The organism is Reyranella humidisoli (genome assembly GCF_019039055.1).
GTDB lineage: Bacteria > Pseudomonadota > Alphaproteobacteria > Reyranellales > Reyranellaceae > Reyranella > Reyranella humidisoli.
On sequence record NZ_JAHOPB010000002.1, the window covers coordinates 916678 to 929261 of the forward strand.

The 12584-nt window shown below is 66.3% G+C and carries 14 protein-coding genes; 11 read left to right on the forward strand and 3 right to left on the reverse strand.

Annotated elements, in window-relative coordinates; genetic code table 11:
- Window positions 1-82 precede the first annotated feature (82 nt).
- Genes cysG through KQ910_RS22840 form a run of 4 tightly spaced genes read left to right on the forward strand, consistent with a single transcriptional unit; the run spans window position 83 to window position 3833 of the window.
- Window positions 83-1426 (forward strand): siroheme synthase CysG, encoded by a 1344-nt coding sequence (gene cysG / locus KQ910_RS22825; RefSeq protein ID WP_216965566.1) that lies wholly within the window; start codon window positions 83-85, stop codon window positions 1424-1426.
- Window positions 1426-1740 carry a DUF2849 domain-containing protein gene (locus KQ910_RS22830; protein ID WP_216965568.1) on the forward strand — a complete coding sequence of 105 codons (315 nt, stop codon included), beginning with the start codon at window positions 1426-1428 and terminating at the stop codon, window positions 1738-1740. Before cysG ends, KQ910_RS22830 begins: the two co-directional genes overlap by 1 nt.
- Complete coding sequence (locus KQ910_RS22835; protein WP_216965570.1) at window positions 1733-3406, forward strand: nitrite/sulfite reductase; 1674 nt, start codon at window positions 1733-1735, stop codon at window positions 3404-3406. Before KQ910_RS22830 ends, KQ910_RS22835 begins: the two co-directional genes overlap by 8 nt.
- Window positions 3393-3833 (forward strand): DUF934 domain-containing protein, encoded by a 441-nt coding sequence (locus KQ910_RS22840; RefSeq protein WP_216965572.1) that lies wholly within the window; start codon window positions 3393-3395, stop codon window positions 3831-3833. Before KQ910_RS22835 ends, KQ910_RS22840 begins: the two co-directional genes overlap by 14 nt.
- Here KQ910_RS22840 and KQ910_RS22845 read toward each other — a convergent pair whose 3' ends face one another.
- Window positions 3834-4223 carry a hypothetical protein gene (locus KQ910_RS22845; protein ID WP_216965574.1) on the reverse strand — a complete coding sequence of 130 codons (390 nt, stop codon included), beginning with the start codon at window positions 4221-4223 and terminating at the stop codon, window positions 3834-3836.
- Between the two features lie 109 nt (window positions 4224-4332).
- Here KQ910_RS22845 and KQ910_RS22850 point away from each other — a divergent pair, with 109 nt between their 5' ends.
- Both KQ910_RS22850 and KQ910_RS22855 read left to right on the forward strand, forming a co-directional pair.
- A complete protein-coding gene (locus tag KQ910_RS22850; protein WP_216965576.1) occupies window positions 4333-5916 on the forward strand; it encodes an ABC transporter substrate-binding protein in 1584 nt (527 codons plus the stop codon).
- Between the two features lie 18 nt (window positions 5917-5934).
- Window positions 5935-6282 carry an ArsC family reductase gene (locus KQ910_RS22855; RefSeq protein ID WP_216965578.1) on the forward strand — a complete coding sequence of 116 codons (348 nt, stop codon included), beginning with the start codon at window positions 5935-5937 and terminating at the stop codon, window positions 6280-6282.
- Here the strand turns inward: KQ910_RS22855 and KQ910_RS22860 are convergent.
- Entirely contained in the window at window positions 6279-7244 is a 966-nt protein-coding gene (locus KQ910_RS22860; RefSeq protein ID WP_216965580.1) for a homocysteine S-methyltransferase family protein, read from the reverse strand. The genes KQ910_RS22855 and KQ910_RS22860 overlap by 4 nt on opposite strands.
- A 182-nt stretch (window positions 7245-7426) precedes the next feature.
- On the opposite strand from KQ910_RS22860, the gene KQ910_RS22865 reads away from it, so the two are divergent.
- Window positions 7427-7645 (forward strand): YMGG-like glycine zipper-containing protein, encoded by a 219-nt coding sequence (locus KQ910_RS22865; protein ID WP_216965582.1) that lies wholly within the window; start codon window positions 7427-7429, stop codon window positions 7643-7645.
- A gap of 2 nt (window positions 7646-7647) precedes the next feature.
- Here KQ910_RS22865 and KQ910_RS22870 read toward each other — a convergent pair whose 3' ends face one another.
- Complete coding sequence (locus tag KQ910_RS22870) at window positions 7648-7983, reverse strand: DUF2794 domain-containing protein (protein WP_216965584.1); 336 nt, start codon at window positions 7981-7983, stop codon at window positions 7648-7650.
- 163 nt (window positions 7984-8146) lie between these two features.
- Between KQ910_RS22870 and KQ910_RS22875 the strand changes: the two genes are divergently transcribed.
- The 4 genes from KQ910_RS22875 to KQ910_RS22890 all read left to right on the forward strand — a co-directional run bounded on the left by KQ910_RS22875 (window position 8147) and on the right by KQ910_RS22890 (window position 12584).
- Complete coding sequence (locus tag KQ910_RS22875; protein ID WP_216965586.1) at window positions 8147-8794, forward strand: tetratricopeptide repeat protein; 648 nt, start codon at window positions 8147-8149, stop codon at window positions 8792-8794.
- A 4-nt stretch (window positions 8795-8798) separates the two neighbouring features.
- Window positions 8799-10136: an outer membrane protein assembly factor BamB family protein gene (locus KQ910_RS22880; protein WP_216965588.1), complete on the forward strand. Its 1338-nt coding sequence runs from the start codon at window positions 8799-8801 to the stop codon at window positions 10134-10136.
- A 22-nt stretch (window positions 10137-10158) separates the two neighbouring features.
- Complete coding sequence (gene der / locus KQ910_RS22885; protein ID WP_216965590.1) at window positions 10159-11559, forward strand: ribosome biogenesis GTPase Der; 1401 nt, start codon at window positions 10159-10161, stop codon at window positions 11557-11559.
- Window positions 11560-11717: 158 nt separating this feature from the next.
- Entirely contained in the window at window positions 11718-12584 is an 867-nt protein-coding gene (locus KQ910_RS22890; RefSeq protein WP_216965592.1) for an FAD binding domain-containing protein, read from the forward strand.

Genomic DNA, 12584 nt, shown 5'->3' on the forward strand with positions numbered 1-12584 from the left:
CCGAAGCCTCCCTCTGGGTCCTGTCGATCTCCCAGGCATTCGGCATGCTCGCGCTCAACGTGGTGCTGCGCGCGGCCGTGTCGTGAAGCATCTGCCGCTCTTCTTCGATCTGGCCGGCCGGAAGGTCGTGGTGATCGGCGAGGGGCCAAAGGCGGACCTGCGCGTGAAGCTGGCCCGGTCGGCGGGCGCCGATGTGCAGCACCTCGACACCCATTCGATCACGGCAAAAGACTTTCACGGAGCCGTCGCGGCGTTTGTAGCGACTGCCGACGAAGCGAAGGACATCATGGTCCAGCGCCTGGCCAAATCGGCGGGGGTGCCCGTGAACGTGGCCGACCGGCCCACGCTTTGCGACTTCATCATGCCGGCCATCGTCGACCGCGACGGAGTCGTGGTGGCGATCTCGACAAGCGGCGCGTCGCCCACGCTGGCGAGCGTATTGCGCGGCCGGATCGAGGCGGTGCTGCCGGAGCGTATTGGAACGCTGGCGAGCCTGGCCGTGACCTTTCGCGAGCAGGTGAATGCGCTGATCGCCGATCCCGCTCGCCGCCGCGCTTTCTTACGCCGCCTGGTCGAGGGGCCGGCGGCGCGTCTCGCGCTGGCCGGCGACGAGGCCGGCGCGCGTCGCGTGGCCCTCGGTGAACTAGATGCCGCGCGTCGCCAGACCGGTTCGGCCGGCATTGCCCATATCGTTGGCGCCGGTCCCGGCGATCCCGATCTCCTGACTCTCAAGGCCGCTCAGCTCCTGCAGGAAGCCGACGCCGTCCTTCACGACGACCTCGTGTCGCCCGCGGTGCTGAACCGTGCGCGCCGCGACGCCGAGATCGTTTCCGTCGGCAAGCGCATGGGCCGCCCGAGCTGGGCCCAGGCCGACATCGATGCCGAACTGGTGCGTCGCGTGCGCGCCGGCCAGACCGTGGTGCGCCTGAAGGCAGGCGATCCGTTCGTGTTCGGTCGCGGTGGCGAGGAAGTCGATGCGCTTCGGGCCGCAGGAATTGCCTACACGATCGTGCCGGGCATCACCGCGGCGCTGGGGTGCGCGGCCTCGGCCGGCATCCCACTGACCCATCGCCATCATGCCTCCGCCCTGACCTTCGTCAGTGGCCACAGCGCCGTGGGCAGCAAGCCCGTGGCATGGCCGGCGCTCGCTGCCGAGGGCCACACGCTCGCGATCTACATGGGCGCGACCGAAGCGCCAGCCGTGCGCGATCGTCTGCTGGAGGCGGGGGCGGATCCGGCCACCCCGGTCGCCGTCATCGAGAACGGCACGCGCGCCGATCAGTTCGTTTCCACGGGCCGGCTCGCCGACCTGGCGCGTCTGGCAGCCGTCCATGTCCAGGGCGGCGGACCCAGCCTCATCATCGTGGGGGACGTCGCGGCCTATGCCGTCGCGGTCGAGACCCCGCCGCTCGCAAAGGTGTCCTGATGGCCAAGAATCTCACCGGCGACCTCCAGGTCGCGTCCGCGAACCGCCTGGTCGACGGTATGGTCGTCTGGCTCGACGATTCCGGCCAGTGGACCGACCGGCTGGAGCGCGCCGCCCTGGCCCGCGACGTGCGCGGCGCCGAGATTCTGCTCGAGCGCGCGCGGGCCGAGGCCTTCACCGTGATCGATCCGTTCCTGGTGGCGGTGACCGAGGACGACGACGGCACGGTCGAGCCGCTCTCCCTGCGCGAGAAGATTCGTGCCTCGGGCCTCACCTTCGACGCCATCGCCGCCGACGCGGTGCGTTATGCCTGATACCCACTTCTACCGGTACGACGACTACGACCGCACGTTGGTCTCCGAGAGGGTTGACCAGTTCCGCGACCAGGTGCGCCGCCGACTGGCCGGCGAGCTGACCGAGGAGCAGTTCAAGCCGCTCCGCCTTCACAACGGCCTCTACCTGCAACTCCACGCCTATATGCTGCGGATCGCCATCCCCTACGGGACGCTGTCCTCGCGCCAGCTCCGCAAGCTCGCCGACATCTCGCGCAAGTACGATCGCGGCTACGGCCACTTCACGACGCGCCAGAACCTGCAGCTCAACTGGATCAGGCTGGAGGACGCGCCCGACGCGCTGGCGGCGCTGGCCGAAGTCGACATGCATGCGATGCAGACGTCCGGCAACTGCATCCGCAACGTGACGGCCGATCATTACGCCGGCGCCGCGATCGACGAGATCGAGGATCCGCGCATCTGGGCCGAGATCGTGCGCCAGTGGTCGACGTTGCATCCCGAGTTCACCTTCCTGCCGCGCAAGTTCAAGATCGCCATCACCGGCTCGCCCAACGACCGCGCCGCGGTGCGCGTGCACGACATCGGCCTGCGCCTGTGGCGGAACGAGCAGGGCGAGGTGGGTTTCGAGGTGATCGTGGGCGGCGGCCTCGGCCGAACCCCGATGATCGGCAAGACCCTGCGCGAGTTCCTGCCGAAGAGCGAACTGCTCGCCTATCTCCAGGCGACCCTCCGCGTCTACAACCGCTATGGCCGGCGCGACAATCTCTACAAGGCGCGCATCAAGATCCTGGTGCACGAAGTCGGCGTCGAGAAGATGCGCGAAGAGGTCGAGGCCGAATATGCCGCGATGCGCGACGGTGCGCTGGCGCTGCCGGCCGCGACGATCGAGGCGATCACTCGCCAGTTCGCGCCGCCGGACCTGCCGGCGCGGTCCGCGATTTCAGGCCCGGTCGAAGCGCAGCGTCTCACCGATCCGGATTTCGCGCTCTGGCTCAAGTCCAACGTCGCGCCGCATCGTGTGCCGGGCTACGCCATCGTGACCGCGTCGCTGAAACCGGCCGGCGCGCCGCCGGGTGACGCGAGTGCTGCGCAGATGGACGGCGTCGCCGACATCGCCGAGGCCTACAGCCAGGCCGAATTGCGGGTCAGCCACGAACAGAACCTGATCTTCCCCCACGTCGCGGTCGAGGACCTGCCTCAGGTCTATCGGTCGCTGCAGACGCTGGGCTTCGCCGAAGCCAATGTCGGCAAGATCACCGACATCATTGCCTGCCCGGGCCTGGACTATTGCGCGCTGGCCAATGCGCGCTCGATCCCGGTGGCGCAGCGCATCTCGGAGCATTTCGCGAACCTCGCGCGACAGCACGACATCGGCGATCTCAAGATCAAGATCTCGGGCTGCATCAACGCCTGCGGCCATCACCATGTCGGCCACATCGGAATCCTCGGCGTCGATAAGAACGGCGTCGAGCTCTACCAGATCAGCCTCGGCGGCGATGTCGACTTCGGCAGGACGGCGATCGGCACGATCCTCGGACCGGCCGTCACCGCCGACAAGGTGGTCGAAGCGGTCGACGAGCTTGTCGGCACCTATCTCGACGCCCGCCAGGAAGGCGAGCGTTTCGTCGATACCTACCGGCGCATCGGCGCCCAGCCTTTCAAGGAGAGAGTCTATGCCGCTGTTTAGCGAAGAAGGCCTGCCCGCATCCTACGTCGCCCTCCCGTTCGGCGAGTGGCAGTCGCGCCCCGAATGGCCGGCCGTCTCGCTGGCCAACACCGATCCGGTCGAGGATCTGGCACCGCATGTCGGCCGCCTGCGCCTGATCGTGCTCGACTTCCCGAAGTTCAGCGACGGCCGTGCCTACAGCCAGGCCCGCCTGCTGCGAGGCCGCCTTGGCTATCGCGGCGAACTGCGCGCGACGGGCGGCGTACTGCAGGATCAGATCGGGTTCATGCTGCGCTGCGGCTTCAACTCGTTCGAGAGCGAGCAGAAGGGCTTCGGCGAGGCACTCGCCAAGGCGCGGACGCTGTTCAGCGTGGTCTACCAGCCGGCCGAAGATGACCAGGTTCCGGCGGCGCTTCGCAGGCTCGAGCGCGAAAGCGCGGTTCTCTGATCAGGCCTCGGGAGCGGGCAGGTCCGACTGAGACTCGAGCCATGCCAGGGCATCATCGACCGAGTTGAAGATGCGGGCCTCGCCCGTGAACTTGCCAAGATTGACATAGCGCTTCGCGAGTTCCGCTCCCATGCCGGGGCGCGGAATGATCGCGAGAGGGCCCCTTTTCGCGAGACTCGCATAGGCGGCCGCCCGAGCCGCCAAAGACATGACGTCGTCGTCCGTGTAGGTCCCGTCTCCCTGAGTGGCATCGAACAGCTTGCGATAGGTGAGGGCGTCTGCCGCGACCACCTTGTCGGTGAAGTCCTCGATATCCTTCAGCGCGATGACTCCCAGAACACGGGCGTGGACGAAGCGCTTGGCGTGGTCGATCGTGTACTCGATAGGCATGGCTGGACTTTAAGCAAACCGTACGGCGGCCGTCGAGCCGCTTGGCGGTCTGCTCGACCAGGGATAGGCTCACCCCTCAACCGGGACTACACCGGTGGGAGGAAGCGACATGATCAAGGGAGCTACGGGCGCCGTGTTGGCGCTCGTGCTGGGCTGGTGCGCGCTCGCGATGCCGGCCTCTGCACAAATCTTCGTGAACATCCGCTCGCAGGATGCCCCCAAGTACGACCCGCACAACAATACGTCGAGCGGCATGGGGCATCCCATGTTCATGATGGGCGACACGCTGGTCGCGCTCGACTGGGACCTGAAGAAGGTCCATCCGCTGCTCGCCAAGTCGTGGACGATTTCCGACGACCGTCTCACCTACACGTTCGCGCTGCGTGGCGATGTCACGTTCTGCAGCGGCAAGAAGTTCACCGCGGCCGACGTCATCTATTCCTTTACCCGCCTGGCCGATCCCTCGGCGCGCTGGCCCTTCTACTGGCGACTGGGCGAGATCGACAGCCTGACCGCGCCCGACCCGTACACGCTCGTCTACAAGCTGAAGCGGCCGCACTCCGAACTGCTGGTCGACCTGACGAATTTCGCCGCGACGATCATCAACAAGGACAATGTCGAGGCACTCGGCGCCGATTTCGGCGTCAAGGGCTTCGACGGTACGGGGCCGCTCTGCTGGGAAAGCTGGCAGCCGCGCAAGGAACTCGTGCTGAAGCGGCACGATGCCTACAAGTGGGGGCCGACCGGCGTCTACGCCAACAAGGGCCCGGTGAAGTACGAGAAGATGATCTGGCGCATCGTCCCGGAAGAGACGACGCGCATCGCCACGATGCTCTCGGGGCAGGCCGATTTCTGCCACTGGAATCCGCTGCAGGCGATCGAGACCTTCAAGAAGGCACCCAACCTCGCGGTCTACGAGCCGACCGCCGATTTTGCGATGTTCTACTGGGGCCTGAAGAGCACGCGCGAGAACATGCAGGACAAGCGCGTCCGCCAGGCGCTCGCCCATCTCGTCGACCGCGAGGAGATCAACAAGGCGATCTTCTTCGGCCAGGCCGAGACGGCACGGTCGCTGGTCCATCCCAAGGCACTCGACTTCGAGCCGGCGACGCTCGACGTGCTGACCAAGCGGGATCACGAGAAATCGAAGAAGCTGCTCGACGAGGCCGGCTGGACGATGGGAGCCGACGGCTTCCGCCATAAGGACGGCAAGAAACTCGAACTGCTGATGTATTCCTACACGGTGGGACAGAATCCCAAGCTGTCGGAGGTGCTGCAGGGCGCCGCGCGCACGGTCGGCATCGACATCAAGATCCAGACCTGGGATCCCACGGTCTTCTTCCAGAAGATCGCCCAGCAGGACTACGACATCTGGACCTTGTCGGTGCCCTACACCTCGGCCGGCGACCAGATGTATCTGTACTATCATTCCAAGAACCGGCCGGTTCCCAATCGCATGATGTGGAACGACGCCGAGACCGACCGCATCCTCGATGCCGGGCGCACGGCGACGAACGACGCCGACCGCGAGAAGTTCTTCAAGGAGATCCAGCGTCGCGTTCATGACGAGGCACTGATGATCCCGGCGGCACATTCGAGGCTCTTCCTGGTCGCCAAGAAGAGCATCAAGAACGTGCGCTCGCACGGTATCTACAGTGCCGCCCTCTACAAGGGGCTGGACGTCCAGCCCTGACTTCGGGATCGTGGGCGCATGACCACGATCTACGGAATCAAGAACTGCGACACGATGAAGAAGGCGCGCGCCTGGCTCGACCAGAAGGGCGTCGCCTGCGATTTCCACGACTACAAGACGGCCGGCATCGATCGCGGCCGTCTCGAAGGATGGGCGAAGAAAGTCGGCTGGGAGGCACTGCTGAACCGCGCCGGCACGACCTTCCGCAAGCTGCCTGACAACGACAAGGAAGGGCTGACGGAAGCAAAGGCGATCGCCCTGATGATCGCCCAGCCCTCGATGATCAAGCGGCCGGTGCTGGAGGCGGGCGGCAAGCTGCTGGTCGGCTTCAAACCCGAGCAGTACGCGACGCTCACCAAGGCTTAGGTCGTCCCGGCGACCCGCTTGCAGGCGAGGGCGATGCTTTCGACGTGACGGTGGTCCGTGCCGCAGCAGCCGCCCAGCACGTTCAACTGCGCATGCGCCTGCACGAGGTCGCGATACTGGCTTCCCAGCTCGACCGGATCGCCGGCGTCGAGATCGGGTGAGTCATTCAGTTCCTGGTGGCTGCGGCGCGAGGCATTGGCGCGAATTCCGCGGATGCGCCGCGTCCAGGCCAGGTCCGATCCCAGCACGCCGTCGAAGTGGTTGGGGTGGGCGCAGTTGATCATGTAATAGGCCGGACCGTTCGCGGTCGCCTCGTCGACCAGCATGATCGCCTCGGGCAGCGTCTGCCCGGTCGGCAATCGACCATCCGTCTCCAGGGTAAAAGAGAGCGCCACCGGCATCCCGGCTTTTCGTGCTGCGCGCGCGATGCCGATGGCCTCATTCGTATTGGTCATGGTGATGGCGGTCACCATGTCGGCGCCGGCTTCGGCAAAGGCTGAGACCTGCAGCGCGTGATAGGTCTCCGCGGCGTCCTCCGGCATGACCTCGCCCGCGACGTAGCCGTCGCCTCGGGGGCCGATGCAGCCGCTGACCACCATCGGCGAGGATGGGGTCTCATGGGCCTTTCGCAGCTCGTGCATGAGCCCGATCGCCTCGACGTTGAGCGCTGCAACGTCTGCGGCCGAATAGCCTAGCCTGGCGCCCCAGTCGGCGCTGGCTCGCCAGGTCGGGCTCTCGAGGATGAAGCCGGTGCCATGCGCGTGGGCGATCTCGATGTAGCGCTCATAATACCGGATCAGGAGCGGACGGCTCTTCGGATCCCGCAGAAGCGGAAAGACGGCGAACAGGGGAAGCTCCAGCCCATCGTGGAAGATCAGGCAGGTCTCGATGCCGCCGTCGGTCAGGAAGAGGGTGCCGGCGGCCTGGGGCAGGCTGTCGCGATACTTGCCAGCCAAATTCATCTCGCTTCCTCTCGACGACGGAACAAACGGGATATTAAATCGTTATAAATCAATATACTAAATGACATTATTGACTCTTGAGGCGAAATATCCAAAGATTGCCCCATAAGTCCTTAAATGGACAAGAAAATTGATTTCCCGCGACTGTTCAGGTCGTGCCTCCTCTTTATTCGAGGTCTGAAATGAAAATCGCTGCCGTTGCTGTCCTCGCGCTGCCTTTGGCCCTGTCGGTTTCCGCTTGCGGCGACACTTGGGGCGAACGCGCCGTTACCGGTGGCGCCATCGGCGCCGGCACCGGCCTTGCGGTCGGCGCGATTGCCGGCTGGCCGCTTGTGGCGCCTGTCCTCGTGGGCACGGCGGTCGGCGCCGGCATCGGCGCCGCCACGACGCCGAAGAAGTAGCGTCAACCCAGCAGCAGCTTGAGCTTGCGCTCGAAGACGCGAAGGACGTCTTCGAGCGTATCGCCGTGCGCGAGCTTGCGCGGTCCGTTGTAGACGATGTAGCCGCTGCCGCTACCGCCCCCGGGCACCTTGGCAATCGCGTACAGCGGCTGCTCGGCGGTATGGCGGAAGATGGAGAAAACGGCCATGCCCGGCCGGAAATCGATGGCGTAGTCGCGCCATTCACCGGAAGCCACACGCATGCTGTAGAGACCCAGGAGTCGCGACAGTTCCCGCTTGTCGAATGAGACAATCCGGCGTCGGGCGCGCTGATCGGCCAAACGGTACAAGTTGTTCATGCCACCGTGACTTCAAACATGTCAGTCGTGTGAATACTTGCAGAACCGCCGGTGGGGGTAAAGCGCCGCCCCGACCCCATTCCGTTGTTTGCCAAAACGAGGGTAGGGGGCTATGAACCGCCGCTGAAGCTGTTGATATTTCGCGATATTCCGGGAGCACTCTGTGTCCGACTCCGCCGCGTTCCATGAAATCGACGAAGCCGTCCGCAAGGACGAGATGAAGGAATGGTGGAGCCGTTACGGGACCTGGGTCGTTGCCGGTGCCGTCGCCGTCGTCGTGGCCGTGACGGGATTCGTCGGCTGGCGGCAATACGATCAGTCCCAGCGTGCCGCGGCCAGTGCCGCCTATTCGTCGGCGCTGGCGCAGATCGCGACGGATCCGGCGGCGGCGCGCGCAGAGCTCGAGAAGCAGGGAGCGAACGCCCTCCAGCCCTACCGCTCGCTGGCGGCCCTCGCGGCAGCCCAGCTTCTGCCGACGCTGGAGGAGCAGGTGACCGCGCTCGCGACCGTGGCGCCGAAGCTGTCGGCTTCCGAACTAAGCGACCTTGCGATGGTGATCGCGGCTTACAAGAGCATCGATACGCCCAAGGCCGAAGAGATGGTCGGCAAGCTCGAGCCCCTCGCGGGACCGGATCGTCCGTTCCGTCTGAGCGTGCGCGAGCTCCAGGCGATGCTGGCCGCCCGCAAGGGCGACACCAAGCGCGCGAAGGAACTGTGGAACGAGATCGCCAAGGATCCCGCCGTACCCCAGGGCACGTCCCAGCGGGTCTCGGCGATGCTCAATCTCCACGGCGGCGCGGAGGCGAAGTAGTCCGATGTCGAGCGTAGTGCGTGTGGCCAATCCCCGTCTTCTTCTCGCCGCCGTCCTGATGGTGAGCGCCCTCTCGGGTTGCGATATCTTCGACAAGAGGAAAACCCCGCTCCCGGGCGAACGGGTTTCCGTGCTGGGCGACCGGAAGGATCTCGAAGCCGACAGCGACGTGGCGGGCCTGCAGGTCGTCTTGCCACCGCCGACGGTCAACGATTCCTGGCCGCAGTCGGGAGGCTTCCCGAACAACGCCATGCACAACCTGGCGATCAGCGACTCGCCCCAGGTCATCTGGACGGCGGACGTCGGCTCGGGCAGCAGCGGGACGCGCATTCTCACCACGCCTCCCGTCGTCGCCGAGGGCAAGGTGTTTGCCAAGGACGCCCAGGGCACGGTCTCGGCTTTCAACGCCGACACCGGCGCCTTGCTGTGGCGGGTTTCGCTTTCGCCGGAGAAAGCCCGCGACTCCGACGAGTTCGGCGGCGGTCTTGCCTACTATGGCGGCCGGCTCTTCGTGACGACCGGCTTCGCCATGGTCTATTCGCTCGATCCGGCGACCGGCAAGGAGGACTGGAACTCGGTCGTCAGCGCACCGGTGCGGGGCTCGCCGCTGGTGTTCGGCGACCGCGTCTTCGTCATCGCCATCGACAACAAGCTGCATGCGCTTGCCGCCTCCGATGGCTCCGATCTCTGGCAGTTCGCCGGCCTCCAGGAAACGGCAGGGTATGTCGGTGGCAATAGTCCGGCCGGTTCCGGCGACTACGTCGTCGCGCCCTTTACCTCGGGTGAGCTGGTGGCGCTGCGTATCGACAATGGCCGCCCCGTCTGGAACGAATCGCTGATCGGCGCGCGAGCCGACATCCGCGCCTTCGGCAACCTCGCCGACATTCGCGGGCGGCCGGTGATCGACCGCGGCCTCGTGATCGCGATGGGCTCGGCCGGGCAGGTCGCCGGTATCGATCTCCGCTCGGGTCAACGTCAGTGGGACCGCAACATCGGTGGCAGCCAGACGCCGTGGACGGCGGGGCGCTTCGTCTTCCTGATGACAGGCAATGCCGACATCGTGGCCATGGTCCGGGACACCGGCAAGGTCCGCTGGGTCACGCCGCTCACGCGATACGAGGACGCGAAGGCCCGCACCCCCGTTCTGTGGGGCGGTCCGGTGCTGGCGGGAGATCGCCTGCTGCTTACCAGCTCGCTGGGCGACCTGCTGGCCATCTCGCCCTACACGGGCGAGGTGCTGGGCAAGATCAATGTGCGCGACCGGGTGCGCCTCGGTCCCGTCATCGCGAACCGGACGATCTACATCCTGACCGATTCCGGGCGACTCGTTGCCCTCCGCTGATCAAAGCCCCCCGGCCCAGGGCTTGCGCCGGGTCGCCATCGTCGGGCGGCCGAACGTCGGAAAATCCACGCTGTTCAACCGGCTGGTCGGCCGCCGCCGCGCCATCGTGGACGATACGCCGGGGGTGACGCGCGACATTCGCGAGCAGCCCGCGCAACTGGGCGATCTCGCGTTCATGCTGCTCGACACGGCGGGCTGGGAGACAGCCGGCGGCGAGGCGCTCGAGGCGCGCATGCGCCGCTTCACGGAGCGCGCCATCGAGAGCTCCGACGTGGTTCTATTCCTGATCGACGCCCGCTCGGGCATCCTGCCACTCGACGAAAGCTTCGCGAGCTGGCTGCGCAAGCGCTCGGCCAAGGTGATTCTGGTCGCCAACAAGTGCGAGGGACGTGCCGGGCAGCAGGGGCTGGCCGAGGCGCACGGTCTCGGGTTGGGCGAGCCGATCCCGGTCTCGGCCGAACATGGCGAAGGATTGAGTGACCTTCACGAGGCTCTTGGCCGTCACGTCGAGCCGATGCCCGACGAGGACGAGGTGGCGGATGCCGAGGTGGTGGACCCCGATCTCGACGACGTGCCGGAAGGCCGGCCGCTGCTACTGGCCATCGTCGGTCGTCCCAATGTCGGTAAGTCGACTCTGCTGAACCGGCTGGTCGGGGAAGAGCGTGTCCTCACCGGACCCGAGGCCGGCATCACGCGCGACTCGATTCGCGTCGAATGGGAGTGGAAAGGCCGTCCGGTACGCCTGGTCGACACGGCGGGAATGCGTCGCCGCAGCCGGATCGACGCCAAGCTGGAGGCCGCCTCGGTGGCCGATTCGCTCGACACGATCCGGCTCGCCGACGTGGTGGTGGTCGTGCTCGACGCGGCCGACATGGCCGAGAAGCAGGACCTCAACATCGCCGGCTGGGTGATCGAGGAGGGCCGGGCGCTCGTCATCGCAGTCAACAAGACCGACCTTCTGGCCGACGACCAGTCGGGCTCCGCGAAGCAATGGCGCAAGCTGCGCGATCGCCTCGAAATGTCGTTTGCACAGGTCAAGGACGTGGCCATCGTCGGCTTCTCGGCGCTGACCGGCCGCGGCGTCGACCGGCTGCTGCCGAAGGTGTTCGAGACCTACGAGATCTGGAACAAGCGGGTCACGACACCCAAGCTCAACCGGTGGCTGCGCGAGATGGAGACCCTCCATCCGCCCCCGCTGGCCAGCAACGGCCGCCGCATCCGGCTGCGTTTCATGACCCAGATCAAGCGCCGGCCGCCGACCTTCATCCTCTCGGTCAGCCAGCCGCAGGAACTCGGCAACGACTACCTGCGGTTCCTGACGAACCGGTTGCGCGACGATTTCGATATGCCGGGCGTGCCGATCCGGCTCAGCATGCGCAAGCCCAAGAACCCCTACGAGGGGCGTCGCAAGCCCCAGCGGTAGCCGATGGGGGTGCGCCGAGGGCGTCCATCGGGGCCGCATCGCGGCCGGTGGCCCAGACGCGCCTTGCCCGCGACCGACCTGCTGCCCTAGGCTTGTGTCCAACAAAGCCGAATAACGAGCTGCAGCGCAGCCGCCGACGGGATGAAGGGGTAACAAAAATGGATGTCCAATACGTAGCGCCGAAGACGCTGGACGAGGCGATCCGGGCGTTCGCCGCAGCGGCGGGCTCGGGCCGGATCCTGGCCGGTGGCACCGACCTTCTGGTCCAGATGCGCAACGGCGTCGTCTCGCCGGGCACCATCGTCGACATCAAGAAGATCGGCGAACTCACCTCCATTGAGGAAACCAAGGAGGGCGGCTTCCGCATCGGCGCCGCCGTCTCGGGCATGGTGCTGCGCGAGCATCCGAAGCTCAGCAAGGTCTGGCCGGGCGTGGTCGAGGCCGCCAACCTGATCGGCTCCACCCAGGTCCAGGGCCGCGCCACGGCGGGGGGTAACCTGTGCAACGGCTCGCCGGCCGGCGACAGCGTGCCGGCCATGGTGGCGGCGGGGGCGATCGTCGTCATCCAAGGGCCGAACGGTCGCCGCGAGATGGCCGTCGAGAAGGTGCCCAAGGGGCCGGGCCGCCTCAATCTCGAGCCGGGCGAGATCGTCGTGGCCTTCAACCTGCCGCCGCGGCCGAAGGGCTCGAGCGACGCCTACCTGCGCATGATTCCGCGGACCGAAATGGACATCGCCGTCGTCGGCTGCGGCGTCAGCCTGACGATCGACAAGGGAACCTGTACCGCGGCCCGTGTCGGCCTGGGTGCGGTCGCGCCGACGGTGCTCCTGGTCGAGGAAGCCGCCAAGGCGCTCATCGGGTCGAAGCTCGACGAAGCTGCGCTCGCCAAGGCCGCTGCAGCGTGCAGCGCCGCCTGCCGTCCCATCGACGACAAGCGCGGCACCATCGCCTACCGCACCAAGGTCGCCGGCGTCCTGCTGAAGCGCACCGCACTCATTGCCGCCGAACGCGCGGGAGGAAAGTAA

What these genes read in the sequence shown, in the direction of transcription:
- KQ910_RS22835 (WP_216965570.1), top strand. Translation starts at nt 1,733, where the DNA reads ATGCCTGATACCCACTTCTACCGGTACGACGACTACGACCGCACGTTG.
- KQ910_RS22865 (WP_216965582.1), top strand. Translation starts at nt 7,427, where the DNA reads ATGAAAATCGCTGCCGTTGCTGTCCTCGCGCTGCCTTTGGCCCTGTCG.
- KQ910_RS22870 (WP_216965584.1), bottom strand. Translation starts at nt 7,983, where the DNA reads ATGAACAACTTGTACCGTTTGGCCGATCAGCGCGCCCGACGCCGGATT.
- KQ910_RS22840 (WP_216965572.1), top strand. Translation starts at nt 3,393, where the DNA reads ATGCCGCTGTTTAGCGAAGAAGGCCTGCCCGCATCCTACGTCGCCCTC.
- KQ910_RS22880 (WP_216965588.1), top strand. Translation starts at nt 8,799, where the DNA reads ATGTCGAGCGTAGTGCGTGTGGCCAATCCCCGTCTTCTTCTCGCCGCC.
- KQ910_RS22845 (WP_216965574.1), bottom strand. Translation starts at nt 4,223, where the DNA reads ATGCCTATCGAGTACACGATCGACCACGCCAAGCGCTTCGTCCACGCC.
- KQ910_RS22830 (WP_216965568.1), top strand. Translation starts at nt 1,426, where the DNA reads ATGGCCAAGAATCTCACCGGCGACCTCCAGGTCGCGTCCGCGAACCGC.
- KQ910_RS22850 (WP_216965576.1), top strand. Translation starts at nt 4,333, where the DNA reads ATGATCAAGGGAGCTACGGGCGCCGTGTTGGCGCTCGTGCTGGGCTGG.
- KQ910_RS22890 (WP_216965592.1), top strand. Translation starts at nt 11,718, where the DNA reads ATGGATGTCCAATACGTAGCGCCGAAGACGCTGGACGAGGCGATCCGG.
- KQ910_RS22860 (WP_216965580.1), bottom strand. Translation starts at nt 7,244, where the DNA reads ATGAATTTGGCTGGCAAGTATCGCGACAGCCTGCCCCAGGCCGCCGGC.
- KQ910_RS22855 (WP_216965578.1), top strand. Translation starts at nt 5,935, where the DNA reads ATGACCACGATCTACGGAATCAAGAACTGCGACACGATGAAGAAGGCG.